The organism is Sphingobium sp. LMA1-1-1.1 (assembly GCF_040676365.1).
Lineage (GTDB): Bacteria > Pseudomonadota > Alphaproteobacteria > Sphingomonadales > Sphingomonadaceae > Sphingobium.
Genome location: NZ_JBEGHS010000023.1, coordinates 446,891 through 459,929 on the forward strand (window position 1 = coordinate 446,891; position 13,039 = coordinate 459,929).

The following is a 13,039-nucleotide window of genomic DNA, read 5'->3' on the forward strand; positions in this document are numbered from 1 at the left end:
TTTGACTGAAAGCGACGGGCGATGCCGAAAACGGCGCGCTCATGGGGAAATGATCATGAAGACCGCACTCGCCCTTTGCGCGGCCGGCGCCTTATCGTGCCTTGCCACATCCCCCATGGCCCATGCCCAGGCCAGCGACATTCGGGCGGAGGCCGACAGCAAGGCGCGGGCGATTGTCGACAAGCTGACGCTGGACGAGAAGGTCGCGCAGCTTCTGAACGTCGCGCCTGCCATTCCGCGGCTCGGCATACCCGCCTATAACTGGTGGACCGAATCCCTGCACGGGGCGATCGGTGCGGTGCCCACGACCAATTTCCCGGAGCCGATCGGCCTCGCCGCTACCTTCGACGCGCCGCTGATCCATCAGGTCGCCTCCACCATCGGGACAGAGGTCCGCGCGCTGCACACTTTGGGGCGGCAGACCGGACATCTCGGACGGATCGGCACCGGCCTCGACAGCTGGTCGCCCAACATCAACATCTTCCGCGATCCGCGCTGGGGCCGGGGTCAGGAAACCTATGGCGAAGATCCCTATCTGACAGCGCGGATCGGCGTCGCCTTTATCCAGGGCATGCAGGGGGACAATCCGGACCTGCCACTCGTGGTCGCGACGCCCAAGCATTTCGCGGTCCATAGCGGCCCGGAACCCAGCCGCCACACCGACAATATCTTCGCCACGCCGCACGATCTGGAGGATACATATCTGCCCGCCTTCCGCGCCGCCATTGTCGAGGGCAAGGCCGGATCAATCATGTGCGCGTACAACCGCGTCGACGGGCAACCGGCCTGCGGCAGCCATATGCTGCTTCAGGATTATCTGCGCGGCGCCTGGGGCTTCAACGGCTATGTCGTGTCCGACTGCGACGCCGTGGTCGATATTTACGAGCATCACAAATATGCGCCCGACGCCGCCACTGGCGTCGCCGTTGCCCTGCGATACGGGGTCGACAGCGAATGCAACAACGCGACGCTGGGCGGGCGCACCGACCTGGGCGATCGATACAAGGAATCGCTGGCGCGGGGCCATATCGGCATGGCCGACATCGACACCGCCCTCGTCCGGCTCTTTTCCGCGCGATACCGCAATGGCGACCTGCCGGGCCTGTCATCCCGTCAGCCCGACGCGACCCCGCCGAGCGCCATCGGCACGCCCGATCACCAGGCGCTGGCGCTGCGCACGGCGGAAAAGAGCATCGTGCTGCTCAAGAATGACGGCGTCCTGCCGTTCAAGCCCGGCACGAAGATCGCGCTGGCCGGACCTTTGGCGGATGCGACCCGCGTGCTGCGCGGCAATTATTCCTCCGCCCGCAGCGCGCCGCCCATTTCCGTTGCCGAAGGCCTGAAGCAGGTCATGGGCGGGGATGCCGTGACGGTGATCCCCTTCAGCCCGTCCATCACCGACGGCGACCTCGTTCCGGGCACCGCGCTGCTGACGCCGGATGGCAAGCCGGGCATCAAGGCCGAATATTTCAACGCCACGGGCAAGGACCAGTTTGCAACCCGTCCGGTGCTGACGCGGACCGAGACCAGCATCGTGTCGCGGGCGAGCGAGTTCAGGCAGGTATCGGAAAAGCATCGGGTCCGCTGGAGCGGCTATCTGGTTGCGCCCGAAACCGGCGTTTATCGGCTGGCCCTGACCGGCGTGAAGGGCGACGTTTCGCTGAACAGCAGAGCCGTCGTCTCGGCCAGCGAATATTCGCGCTGGGCAGAACCGCTCAAGCTGGTCGACGTGCGGATGACCAGGGGCGAGCGCTACGCCATCCACCTGCAGGGAGAGAGCGGCGTCGCCGCCAGCCCGGCCATCTTCTGGAAGCGCGTCACTGACGATGTTGACCGTGACCTGACCAACGGCGCGAAGGACGCGGACGTCGTGGTCGCGGTGGTCGGTCTGACCTCCGACCTGGAGGGCGAGGAAATGCCCATCAAGGTCGATGGTTTCGACGGCGGCGACAAGACGACGCTGGACCTGCCCGCCGACCAGCGCGCCTTTCTGGAAAAGGCCAAGGCGCTGGGCAAGCCGCTGGTCATCGTCGCCATGAACGGCAGCGCCATCGACCTGTCCTGGGCGAAGGACAATGCCGCCGCCATCGTCGAGGCCTGGTATCCGGGCCAGTCGGGCGGGCTGGCGATAGGCAATGTCCTGTCGGGCAGGGTTGATCCGGGCGGCCGGCTGCCTGTCACCTTCTACAGAAGCGTGAACGACCTTCCGCCCTTTGGCGACTATGGGATGGAGGGACGCACCTATCGCTATTTCAGGGGGAAGCCCGTCTATCCCTTCGGCCACGGCCTCAGCTACACCAGCTTCCGCTACGCGCTGCTGGCGGTCGAACCGGTGAACGGTTCGGTCGAGAATGGACTGCATGTGCGCGCCGCCATTACGAACACGGGCGCGCGGGCCGGCGACGACGTGGCGCAGCTCTACATCACGCCGCCCCGCTTCGAGGGCGCGCCGCGCCTTGCCCTGCGGGGCTTCCAGCGCGTGACGCTGAAGCCCGGCGAGACCAGGAATGTCGAATTCACCTTGAGCCCCCGGGATCTCAGCTTCGTCACCATCGCGGGCGAGCGCGGCCTGATACCGGGCGACTATGGCCTGAGCGTCGGCAGCGGCCAGCCGGACGAGGGCGTGCAGGGCCAACAGGCCCGCTACACCATCACCAAAATGATCCCCCTGCCCAAATAGGTTTCACCCATTCCGCCGCCAATTTCCCAAGAGGACGACCATGATCAAGACCCTGCGCCGCAAGACTGCCGCGTTGCTCCTGTGTGCCAGCGCATTGGCAGCGACGACCGCCAGCGCCGATACCAACGGCAAGCCGACCACCGCCACCGTCCATGCCGACCGGCCCGGTCCGGTCTATGACCGCCGCATCTTCACGCAATTTGCCGAACATCTGGGGCATGGCATCTATGGCGGCCTGTGGGTGGGCAATGATCGGTCGATCCCCAATACCAACGGCTTCCGCAATGACGTGGTGGCCGCGCTGCGCAACCTTTCCGTCCCGGTGATCCGCTGGCCGGGCGGCTGCTTCGCGGACGAATATCACTGGCGGGAAGGCATCGGCCCCAGGGCAAAGCGCCCGATCAAGGTCAACACCAATTGGGGCGGCGTGACCGAGCCCAATAGCGTGGGCACGCATGAATATTTCGAGTTGCTGCGGCAAGTGGGCGCGGAAGCCTATATTTCCGGCAATGTCGGCAACGGCACACCGCAGGAAATGGCGGAGTGGGTCGAATATATCACCGCGCCCGCCGGCAGCCTGGCCGATGAGCGCGCGAAGAATGGACATAAGGAACCCTGGGCGCTGCCCGCCTTCGGCATCGGCAACGAGCTTTGGGGATGCGGCGGCAATATGCGTGCCGAATATGCCGCCGACGTGACGAAGCGCTATTCGACCTTCCTGAAGGTTCCCGCTGGCAAGACGCTGGTGCGGATCGCGTCGGGCGCGAATGGCGGCGACTATAACTGGACCGAAGTGATGATGCGCGATGCCGCCAAGCAACTGGATGCGCTCTCCCTCCATTATTACACGCTGCCGCAGGGTGGCTGGCCGCCCAAGGCCGACCCGGTCAATTTCGACGAGACCGCATGGGCCGACACGCTGGCCGCCACCTGGAAGATGGACGAGCTTATCACCGGCCACAGCAGGGTGATGGACAAATATGATCCGCAGAAGCGCATCTTCCTGACGGTGGACGAATGGGGCACCTGGTATGCGCCCGATCCCGGTACCAATCCCGGCTTCCTGCGACAGCAGAACACGCTGCGCGACGCGCTGGTCGCCTCGGTCAACCTGGACATATTCGCCAGGCATGCCGACCGGGTGCGGATGACGGCCATCGCCCAGATGGTGAACGTGCTCCAGGCGATGATCCTGACCGAGGGCAGGAAGATGGTGCTGACGCCCACCTATCATGTCTTCGAGATGTACAAGCCCTGGCAGGACGCGACGGTGCTGCCGATCGACATCGACACGCCCTGGTACAACAAGGACAGGTTCGTCATGCCGGCAGTCAGCGGATCGGCGGTGCGGGCGCGGGACGGCAAGGTGCATGTCGCCCTGTCCAACCTCGACCCCAACCAGGCCAACACGGTGACGGTGAAGCTGGACGGGCTGAACGCCGCGAACGTCTCAGGCCGCGTCCTGACCGCCCCGGCGATCAATTCGCACAACAGCTTCGACGCGCCGGAGGTGGTGAAGCCCGCGGCCTTTGCAGGTGCGCAGATCAGCGGCGGCGCGCTGACGGTGACGTTGCCGCCCAAGTCGGTGGTTGTGCTGGATCTGCAATGAGAATGGATGATCAGAGGAGGATGACATGATGCTTCTATCTGCCGGCGACGCATTGCGGCGCCCCTTCCGTTTCCCGGCGGCATGCGCCCTCGCCATCGGCATCGCCGCATGCGCCCTTGCTGCTCCGTCACCGGGGCAGGCACAGGACGACAGGATGACGCCTATTGCCGCCCCTGCCCAGCCCGACGCGATCGAACTGGGCACCGGCGCGCTTCCCGGCGCCACGGCAAAGGAAAGCTGGCACCGCCAATATGGCAGCCGCTTTGCGCGCAATGTCACGGTGGCGACATTGACGCCCTTCCTTCCCGATCCGGCCAAGGCGTCGGGCGCAGCTGTAGTCGTGGCGCCCGGCGGCGGCTTCCGCACGCTTTCCATGGACAATGAGGGCTATGACGTCGCGCGAGCGCTGGCCGCCAGGGGCGTTGCGGCTTTCGTCCTCAAATATCGGCTGCGCCAGACACCGGCCGACATGGCTGGTTTCGAACGGTCGATGCAGGAAATGTTCTCCGGCGCGGCCAGGACGCCGCTGCCCGCTCCCACCTCCGCGGCGACCGACCTTGCTCCGCAACTGGCGGATTCCACGGCGGCCTTTCGCCTGATCCGCGCCCGCGCGTCGCAGTGGCATGTCGATCCTGACCGGATCGGCATGATCGGCTTTTCCGCCGGGGCGATGCTGACCATGGCGACGACGCTGTCGACCACGGAGGCGAAACCCGCCTTCATCGGCAACATCTACGGCCCGCTGGGCAGCATGACCGTGCCCCAGGACGCGCCGCCGATGTTCGCGGCCATCGCCGCCGACGATCCGCTGTTCGGCAATCGCGACTTCAAGCTGATCGACGACTGGCGTGCAGCACGTCGCCCCGTGGAATTCCACCTGTACGAAAAGGGCGGCCACGGCTTCGGCATGTATCCGAAGGCGACCACCAGCACCGGCTGGTTCGATGCCTTCGTGCGGTGGATCGACATGCACGGAATGCTCAAGCGGACGCGGTAAAATTGGGATGGAGGGGTTGATCTCATGCGGCCGGATTGCCCCTTTTCCTATCCTGAAATGACTTCTTGCAAAGGGATCAGAAAGCGTTTCTGTGCATCAGAATCTGGATGGTGCCGAAAAGGATCACGATGTCGCGCATCAGGCTCCAGCCATTCATATATTCAAGGTCGGCTTCAACCCGCCGTAAAATATCCGCCCGGGTTTCCGTTGCACCCCTGAATCCGCGAATCTGCGCGAGACCAGTGATTCCGGGTTTCAACGCATGCCGCTTCCAATATTGGTGGTCGATGCGCCAGAACAATATGTCCTCCGCAGTAGATCCAATGGCATGAGGTCTTGGCCCGACAAGACTCATCTCCCCCAGAAGGACATTGATGAGCTGCGGCAATTCATCGATGCTGGTCCGGCGAATGATCCGGCCGACCCGCGTGGTCCTGTCGTCAGTGCGACTGGCCGACCGGACGCCGTCCAGGTCGCATCGCTCCGCCTTCATGCTGCGGAACTTCAGGATGCTGAACAAGGTGTTGCCCCGCCCGATCCGCTGCTGGCGGAAAAAGACCGGACCGGGCGAATCCAGCTTGATCGCAATGGCGACGGCAATCATCAGCGGCAACAATCCGATCAGCAAGGGCACCGTGACGATCAGGTCCAACAGTCGCTTCGTCGCCCGGTTCGCCAGGTTCAACGGCCCGCGCGCGACTACCAATGTAGCCATGTCCTGCCAGCGCCCGACCGTCAGCGGCGCCATGGATTCGACTTCGGGAGAAATGATCTCGCCCAATATATTTCCGCCCTTCAGCATCTGCGCCCAGACCACACGCCGATCAGCTGGACAGGCGACGACCACCCGATCGTGATCACGCAGCAGCATACCCAGTCTGTGCAGCATATAGGGGTCGTCCAGATCAGCGCGAAGGCCGATGGCCTGCGCATCGATCAATGCCAACCGGCCCGGATCCTCGGGGATCGGGCAATCGTCCACGATCAACAACTCGGCAAACAGCCGATCCCCGAAATGACGTTCGATAAGACGGCTCAGCAGCAGCCGTTGCGCAAGCAGCAGCCCGCCCGCACAGCTCAGCCCGGCCAGCACTGCGGTGCGTGAGAAGGTCGAGGCGGATTTCACCGCGAACAGCAGGAGGAAGAAGATCAGCACCATGCCGGCGAAGGCCCTTCCGGCATTGCGGCAATTGGTCGTCGCGTTGGTAAGGCTGCGGGGGTCATAGGCCTGATTGTGGAAGGCGATGATGAGATAGGCCATGAGCAGCGCCGCGACAGAAGCGCCGCTATCGCGAAGCCCGACATCCAAGGGCGCAAGCGCCAGTCCAACGCTCAGTCCGCATGTCAACGCCACCATGTCCCACAGGGCAAGTGCAAGGCAAAGCCCGATCCGCACCGCGCGATGCGCCGTGGCAGGACCCCGTCCGCCGGCTGGACGGGTCGCCATCGCCAGGTCAATTCTCGACATGCACACCTCATTTTGCGCGCTCGGAGGGCTCTCCGCGCCATGGCACGCATTCGATCGAAACGCAGTTGTCGCAGAATATCCGTTCCTGCAACCGATCCTTGCCCCCTCCAAATCAGACATATTATCGCTTTACGTACAATCCGGAAGAATACAGAGGGGTTGACGGGTCGTCCCGATATCCATCGGTGCGTATTCCTGCGTAGATGACAGGTGATTACTTTCATCTATATTTTGTCTGAAAACAGCTTCGCGACGCATCCCGAAGAGCTGCGATTGGATGATGGAGCAGGATGGCAATGATTATCGCGATGGCAGTCCTCTCCGGGATATGGGTTCATGGTTCCTGCAATCTGTGGCGATTGCAGAACAAGTCGCGGAACATTGTGAAGGTTGGATGGCGCGATCGGCTCTTCGCGATCATATGGTTGCCGGTATCGCTTTATCTTCTGGTCATTTCGCTGCCCTATCTCACCTGGGATCTGATCAGGCGAAAGCGGAGAGGACGTTCATGGCGCCGGTCGGCTCACGCCAAACGGGCCTCGCTGCGGCTGGTGAAATCGTCTGTCCAGCTGGACGGAAAAAGCAGGCAAACCAGCCTGCCGCATGCCCCCAATGGCGGATCGCAATTGCAGGTCGTCAGGAACGGGGCAGCGCCCGACGATGCCCTGTTCACGATTAGATTGCCAGCAGGACGACCGCGCTGAACTTCCAGAACAAGGAGGAAAAGGCATCGTCGCGCCATGGAACGGAGGACGAAGGCTCGGCATCCAGGCGCGACAGAGCGGTTCGACCGAAAACATTGCCGGTCGAACCGCTCTTATGACTCATTCATCCGAAGTGGCGGCCGAACGCGATGCATTTTCAAGAAACTGCCTCTTCAGCGCAGAAAACCTACAGGTCGCAAATCGCCAGTCTTCTCAACAATCCAACTGCCCGCCGATCCCTGCGGCAAAGGCCACGCGCAACGCATCGGACAGGCTTCGCGTCTCCAGTTTGGACATCAGATTGGCGCGATGTATTTCCACGGTACGTGGGCTGATCCCCAATTGCAGCGCGATATGCTTGTTAGGCAGGCCCATGGTCAGGCCCGACAGCACGTCGCGCTCCCGGGGCGTGAGCTTTTCCACCATGGCCCCGGCGCGTATCGCCCGCTGACGACGCGCACCGCTATCCTGGAACAGCGTCCAGCAATTTTCCACCGCGCGCAGCAGCGTTTCCCGCTCGAACGGCTTCACCAGGAAATCGACCGCGCCCATCTTCATCGCGGTCACGGTGGAGGCAATGTCACCGTGGCCGGTCAGCATGATGATTGGGAAATAGAGCTCCGCCTCGTTCAGACGCCGCTGCACCTCTATCCCGTCCATTTCCGGCATACGCAGATCCATGATCACGCAACCCGTCGGCTCATTCGCGGCCGCAGCCAGAAAATGCGTGCCGCGCTGCCAGGTACGGACCGTATAGCCCTCCAGCTCCAGCAGGAAGGCCGTTGCGGCGCGAACGGAATCTTCGTCATCCACGATGTGGATCAGCTTAGTGACTTCCAATGGCGTTTCCCTTCTTGCGTCTGAGACTGAAACCGAAGCAGCTTCCCGTGGCGCTCGGTTCCAGCCAGATCCGTCCGCCATGGGCTTCGACAATGGTGCGGCAGATGGACAGGCCGACGCCGGTACCCTCTTCCTTGCTGCTGACGAAGGCATCGAAAATCCGGTCCTTGATCGCGGGTGGAATGCCCGAGCCTGTGTCGGAAACGAGAAAATGCGTAGTGAGGTCATCTGCCGCCGCGACCCGCACGGTCAGTCGCCGTTCCGGCTCGTCGCGCATGGCGTCGATGGCGTTCCGGCAGAGATTGCCGATCACCTGCTGAATCTGGATCGGATCGGCAAATATCGACCCGGTGTCCGGCGCGACCTCCATTTCCACGGTGATGTCCGCCGCCGCGGCCATGGCCGCAATCAGCGCCAGGCTGCTGCGCACCACATCTTGCGCATCATGAATTTCCAACAGCGCCTCGCCGTCGCTGGCGAAATCCCGCAGGCGGCGCATGATCGCGCCGGCCCGCACCGCCTCTTGCGCGGCAGAGCGGAAGATACGGTTCAGCTTCGGCCGGTCGGCCTCCTGCCCGCGCATCAGCAGGATCGAACTGCCCTCCATATAGGCGGCGAGCGCGGTCAGCGGCTGGTTCAGTTCATGCGCCAGCATCGATGCCATCGCACCCATTGCGCTGTAGCGGGTACCGTGCAGCATCTCGGTCTGGAGCAGTTCCAGCCGCGCCTTGGTCGCCTCCGGTTCGGTCAGGTCGCGGATGAAGGCAGTATAGTGCGTCTCATGCGCGCCCTCCATCTTCACGAAGCTCATCTCGATAGGAAAGTTGGAGCCATTGCGGCGGCGACCGATCAGCCTGCGTGGATAGGATAGCGGGGTATCGCTCTCGACATGGAGAGGCTCTTCGCGAACCTCTCGCGGCGGCTGCGCCCCGGTCAGGAGAAGATCGAATTCTCCGCCTTCCAGTTCGCGCAGACCATAGCCGAACATGCGACAGGCGGTGCTGTTCATATAATCGATTCGCCCCGAAATATCGACGACGAACACCGCATCGGGGGCCGTTTCCAGAATGGAGCGCAGTTCCGCTTCCCGTTCCTGCAGGGCGACTTCCTGCGCCCTTTCCGCCGTCACGTCGCGTACCAGCTTGGCGAAACCCTGGAGCCGACCCTTGCCGTCCCGCAGCGCCGTCACCACGCAATTCTGCATGAAGGCACTACGGTCGTTCCTGATGAAATAGCAGTCGAATTCGCAACTCCCATGCTCCTTGGCAAGGGCGAAGGCTTCGGCCATATTGTCCCCCATGCCGGGAAGCTGTGAGTAGAGCAGCGATACGGGGCGATTCATGATGTCGCGGCTGTCCCAACCGGTGAAGCGTTGGGCGCCCCTGTTCCAGTGGACGACCCGCCCCTCCACATCGGTCATATAGAGGGCATAGTTGACCGATCCGTCAGTCAACAGCTTCAACTGCTCGGTCAGCCGGTTGACATAGGCGCCTTGCCGCTCCGCCCGCGCGCGCCAGAAGGTGGATTTAAACGCCACCCCATTGGCCGCCACCATGACCAGCAGGAAAGCCAGGCCGTCCTCGCCGCTTCCGCCCCTGATCTGCACGTCGACAATGGCGTAGATGACCGTCAGCAGGCCGGTAGTAGTGACAGCGGCCGGGCCAATTCCCATCAGGGTTGCGACGGAAATCACGATCAGGGTCAGGATCGCATAGTCCTCGGCAGCCAGCGACGCGACCCCGTCGCGGAAAATCCAGGAGGAGGCGAGAAAGACGATGATCAGCGAGGCAATATATTTGCCAAGGCCGCTCCAACGCACTTCGACAATCCACGCGGCAGGGGTGAACCGCTGCGACGCATTACGCATGAGTGCCAGCGAGAAACGCCGCTGAAGACGCTCATCGGCGCCGGTTGCAAGCATAGTCTTTCACTCCGCGCTTATAGCCCAGAACTATTTCTTGCGACCTCGGTTTACCGTATTTATTGGACCCGGCCGGGATCGGCCCGGCTCAGCTCATGCATCATCCCATACGCCAGCCCCTTTAAGGGAAATAGCTTAAGGGAAATTGCTGCGTTGCAATGGTCGTAACAGCATGATCGGGGATTGCCTAGTAGGTATTGCTACGGAATTTTACATCTTTACGGCAACAAAATCGCCCAAGAGCAATATGCTAGCATAGGTTACACTGTTCCGTACCGCCCCTTGGCGAACATCAACAGCTGAACCAGAGCGTTTCGCCCGAGCAACAAAAGGGCCATGCCATAGGTCAGCGCTCCGATGAGGATAGTGAGGGTCAGGACTTCCGCCGGCGCCATCTCGACAAGAAAAGGCCGCGCGCCCAATACGCATCCCGCCATGGCTGCGGACGCGAACAAGCCCGGCCGAACGGCCTTCCAATAGTCCTTCCAGCTGATCGGCAGCAACAGGATCACGCCCAGGACGGAGAGCGGATAAAGCAACCAGGCGCGGAGCGTGAAGGCGGCTGCGATCGCGCCCGGCCCCTGATCCGCCGCCGCCAGGAAGAGGGTGCAGTTCACCACGGCATAGAGGGCGGCCAACCACGTCTGCCATTGTGGCTTACCAAGGGCAAGCATAAGCGATTGATTATAAATGCCGATTGCCTGGAGCGCGCCAAAGAAGCTGAGACATTGCATCACCGGCACCGCTCCTGCCCAGCGCGGCCCGAAGAAGAGATGGATGAAGGAATCGGCCACCAGCGCCATGCCGACGAAGGCCGGGGTGGTGATCAGCGATGTCGCGGAGACGAGCTTGAGGAAGGCCGCAGCCAATCGCGGCGGATCATGCTTGAGCTGCGAGAAGGCCGGGAAGGCGATCCGGGAGAGAGCCCGCGCCAGCAGCAGATTGGCCGCCAGCAGCGCGCGCTTGCCGACCGTATAGACGCCCGTCGCCGCCGCACCCAAGACAACGCCCACGATCAGCACGTCGGAGTTGGAATTGAAGAAATTGGCGATGCCCGTCAGCGTCACATGGCGGCTGTAAAAGAAGATTTCCTGCCCCTTCTTCCGAACGAAGCGAAAGCGCGGCCGCCGGGAACACCCCGCCCAGAGGATCGCAGTGCCGACCAGAGCGGTCGCCATATTCTGCATCACGAGCGCCGTCAGCCCATAGCCCGCCATGGCCATCGGAATGCCAATCAGCGCGCCCGCCAAGGTCGACAGGGTGGATCGCACCGCCAGCGGTCGCATCATCAACGCCCGGGTCAGCCAGGCTTGGGGCACGACGTTCAGCGCGGAGAGAAAATTGGCGATGCTGAGCCAGTGCAGCACCCACGCCAGTCCCGGCTGCTCCAGCGTCCGCTCCACAACACCCGCGCAGGCGAGGGTGAGCAGCAGCATCAGCGCGCCGATCGTGAAGGCGATCCAGAAGGCGGTATCGTCCAGATCGGGATCGTCGCGCCCCGCGCTGACCATCGGGGCGCTTATGCCCGACAGCAAGGTCATCTGGAAGAACTGCCCCGCCAGCAGCGCCATGGCGACCACACCCAGCGCGGCGGCGTCGACATAGCGGGCTACCATCATGAACCCCAGAAACTGAATCGCCTGAACGCCCCAGCTTTCGACCAGCGACCAGGCCATGCCCGATCGGATTTTTCCGGCTATGCCGCCAGTGGTTGGGGACATGATGCTTCCCTTATCGCCTTATGAAATCGTCGCCCGCGCGGACATGCTTGACGAAACCCGCTGGATTGCCGCGCCAGAGCTGGCGGGCGGGAACATCCTCGAACACCACTGCACCTGCAGCTATCACGCTGTGATCGCCAATCGACACGCCCGGCAGGATCGTGGCGTGGCGCCCGATCCAGACGTTGCGGCCGATGTGGATCGGCCGGGGCCGTGCGGCATGCCCCTCATGGACCGCATGGAAGCTGGTGTCGAACAGGCTGGCATGGTCCCCGATCCGGCTGAAGGCGCCGATCTCCACGCTGGCGGCGCTGAAGATGGTGACGCCACTGTTGAGCGACACCTGATCGCCCAGGACGATCCGGCCGCTGCCAACGGCCTTCAGCCTGATGCGGGCGGGCTCGTTGCGCAAGCGCACGGCCTCACCCAGAACAAGTTGCCCAGCGAGATAGGGCACGCCACCCCGCACCCGCAGAGCACGGCCCCCTTTGCCGCCTGTCACCCGCAGACGCCAGCGGGTCCATCGCGCATAGAGGTCGTCGAGCCGGGCGGTGACGAAGAGCCTCATCGGCGCATGAACACCAGCTTGGCGGGATTGCCCGACATGACCGACATGGCGGGCACCCGGCCCGACACCACCGCGTTCGGCGCTATGATCGCGCCATCCTCTATCTGGCTATTGTCCAGGATCACCGCGCCCGCGCCGATCCAGACATTGTTGCCGATGCGGGTCGGGCCAGCCGACTGCACTCCCTGTTCGCGGATCGGCAGGTCGGCGCGGTCATAACGGTAATTGACGCCGATAATCGATACGTTGGGACTGATCAGGCAGTCGTTGCCGATGACGATGCCATGGCTGTGCCCGGCGATGAACACGCCGCAGCCTATGTCGGTCCGTTCACCCACCCTCACCGGCCCTTCGCTCGCCTTGATCTTCACGAAGGAACTGATCTGCGACTTGCGACCGATCTTCAGCAGCCTGCTCCATTCCAGTTCCGCGCGCGGGCTGACGATCGCGCGCCCGACGAACAGATGGTAGAGGCTGTGCACGAAGCCTGGAATGGCGAAACGGCGTATGGCGACACCCAGGCGCATGGCG

Annotated in this window: 11 protein-coding genes; 4 read left to right on the top strand and 7 right to left on the bottom strand. The window is 63.0% G+C overall.

Annotated elements, in window-relative coordinates:
* Nucleotides 1-55 precede the first annotated feature (55 nt).
* Genes MRBLMA1_RS13495 through MRBLMA1_RS13505 form a run of 3 tightly spaced genes read left to right on the top strand, consistent with a single transcriptional unit; the run spans nt 56 to nt 5,286 of the window.
* Nucleotides 56-2,680, top strand: coding sequence for a glycoside hydrolase family 3 C-terminal domain-containing protein (locus MRBLMA1_RS13495; protein ID WP_363737335.1), 2,625 nt, complete (start codon nt 56-58; stop codon nt 2,678-2,680).
* A gap of 40 nt (nt 2,681-2,720) precedes the next feature.
* Nucleotides 2,721-4,289, top strand: coding sequence for an alpha-N-arabinofuranosidase (locus MRBLMA1_RS13500; RefSeq protein ID WP_363737336.1), 1,569 nt, complete (start codon nt 2,721-2,723; stop codon nt 4,287-4,289).
* A 25-nt stretch (nt 4,290-4,314) separates the two neighbouring features.
* Complete coding sequence (locus MRBLMA1_RS13505) at nt 4,315-5,286, top strand: alpha/beta hydrolase (RefSeq protein WP_363737337.1); 972 nt, start codon at nt 4,315-4,317, stop codon at nt 5,284-5,286.
* A gap of 76 nt (nt 5,287-5,362) precedes the next feature.
* Here MRBLMA1_RS13505 and MRBLMA1_RS13510 read toward each other — a convergent pair whose 3' ends face one another.
* Nucleotides 5,363-6,754 (bottom strand): sugar transferase, encoded by a 1,392-nt coding sequence (locus MRBLMA1_RS13510; protein ID WP_414714728.1) that lies wholly within the window; start codon nt 6,752-6,754, stop codon nt 5,363-5,365.
* Nucleotides 6,755-7,031: 277 nt separating this feature from the next.
* Here MRBLMA1_RS13510 and MRBLMA1_RS13515 point away from each other — a divergent pair, with 277 nt between their 5' ends.
* The gene (locus MRBLMA1_RS13515; RefSeq protein ID WP_363737338.1) at nt 7,032-7,433 is read left to right on the top strand and encodes a hypothetical protein; all 402 of its coding nucleotides are present in this window, start codon (nt 7,032-7,034) and stop codon (nt 7,431-7,433) included.
* Here the strand turns inward: MRBLMA1_RS13515 and MRBLMA1_RS13520 are convergent.
* From MRBLMA1_RS13520 to MRBLMA1_RS13545, 6 genes are all read right to left on the bottom strand, one after another.
* The gene (locus MRBLMA1_RS13520) at nt 7,430-7,582 is read right to left on the bottom strand and encodes a hypothetical protein (protein WP_363737339.1); all 153 of its coding nucleotides are present in this window, start codon (nt 7,580-7,582) and stop codon (nt 7,430-7,432) included. The two genes, MRBLMA1_RS13515 and MRBLMA1_RS13520, sit on opposite strands and share 4 nt — an antisense overlap.
* Nucleotides 7,583-7,671: 89 nt before the next feature.
* Nucleotides 7,672-8,298, bottom strand: a complete 627-nt coding sequence (locus MRBLMA1_RS13525; protein ID WP_363737340.1) for a response regulator transcription factor — start codon at nt 8,296-8,298, stop codon at nt 7,672-7,674.
* The gene (locus MRBLMA1_RS13530) at nt 8,285-10,219 is read right to left on the bottom strand and encodes a PAS domain S-box protein (RefSeq protein WP_363737341.1); all 1,935 of its coding nucleotides are present in this window, start codon (nt 10,217-10,219) and stop codon (nt 8,285-8,287) included. The genes MRBLMA1_RS13525 and MRBLMA1_RS13530 overlap by 14 nt, the downstream gene beginning before the upstream one ends.
* A 260-nt stretch (nt 10,220-10,479) precedes the next feature.
* Complete coding sequence (locus tag MRBLMA1_RS13535) at nt 10,480-11,940, bottom strand: lipopolysaccharide biosynthesis protein (protein ID WP_363737342.1); 1,461 nt, start codon at nt 11,938-11,940, stop codon at nt 10,480-10,482.
* A 10-nt stretch (nt 11,941-11,950) separates the two neighbouring features.
* Nucleotides 11,951-12,508 (bottom strand): acyltransferase, encoded by a 558-nt coding sequence (locus MRBLMA1_RS13540; protein WP_363737343.1) that lies wholly within the window; start codon nt 12,506-12,508, stop codon nt 11,951-11,953.
* A complete protein-coding gene (locus MRBLMA1_RS13545) occupies nt 12,505-13,035 on the bottom strand; it encodes an acyltransferase (RefSeq protein ID WP_363737344.1) in 531 nt (176 codons plus the stop codon). The genes MRBLMA1_RS13540 and MRBLMA1_RS13545 overlap by 4 nt, the downstream gene beginning before the upstream one ends.
* Between the last annotated feature and the right edge of the window lie 4 nt (nt 13,036-13,039).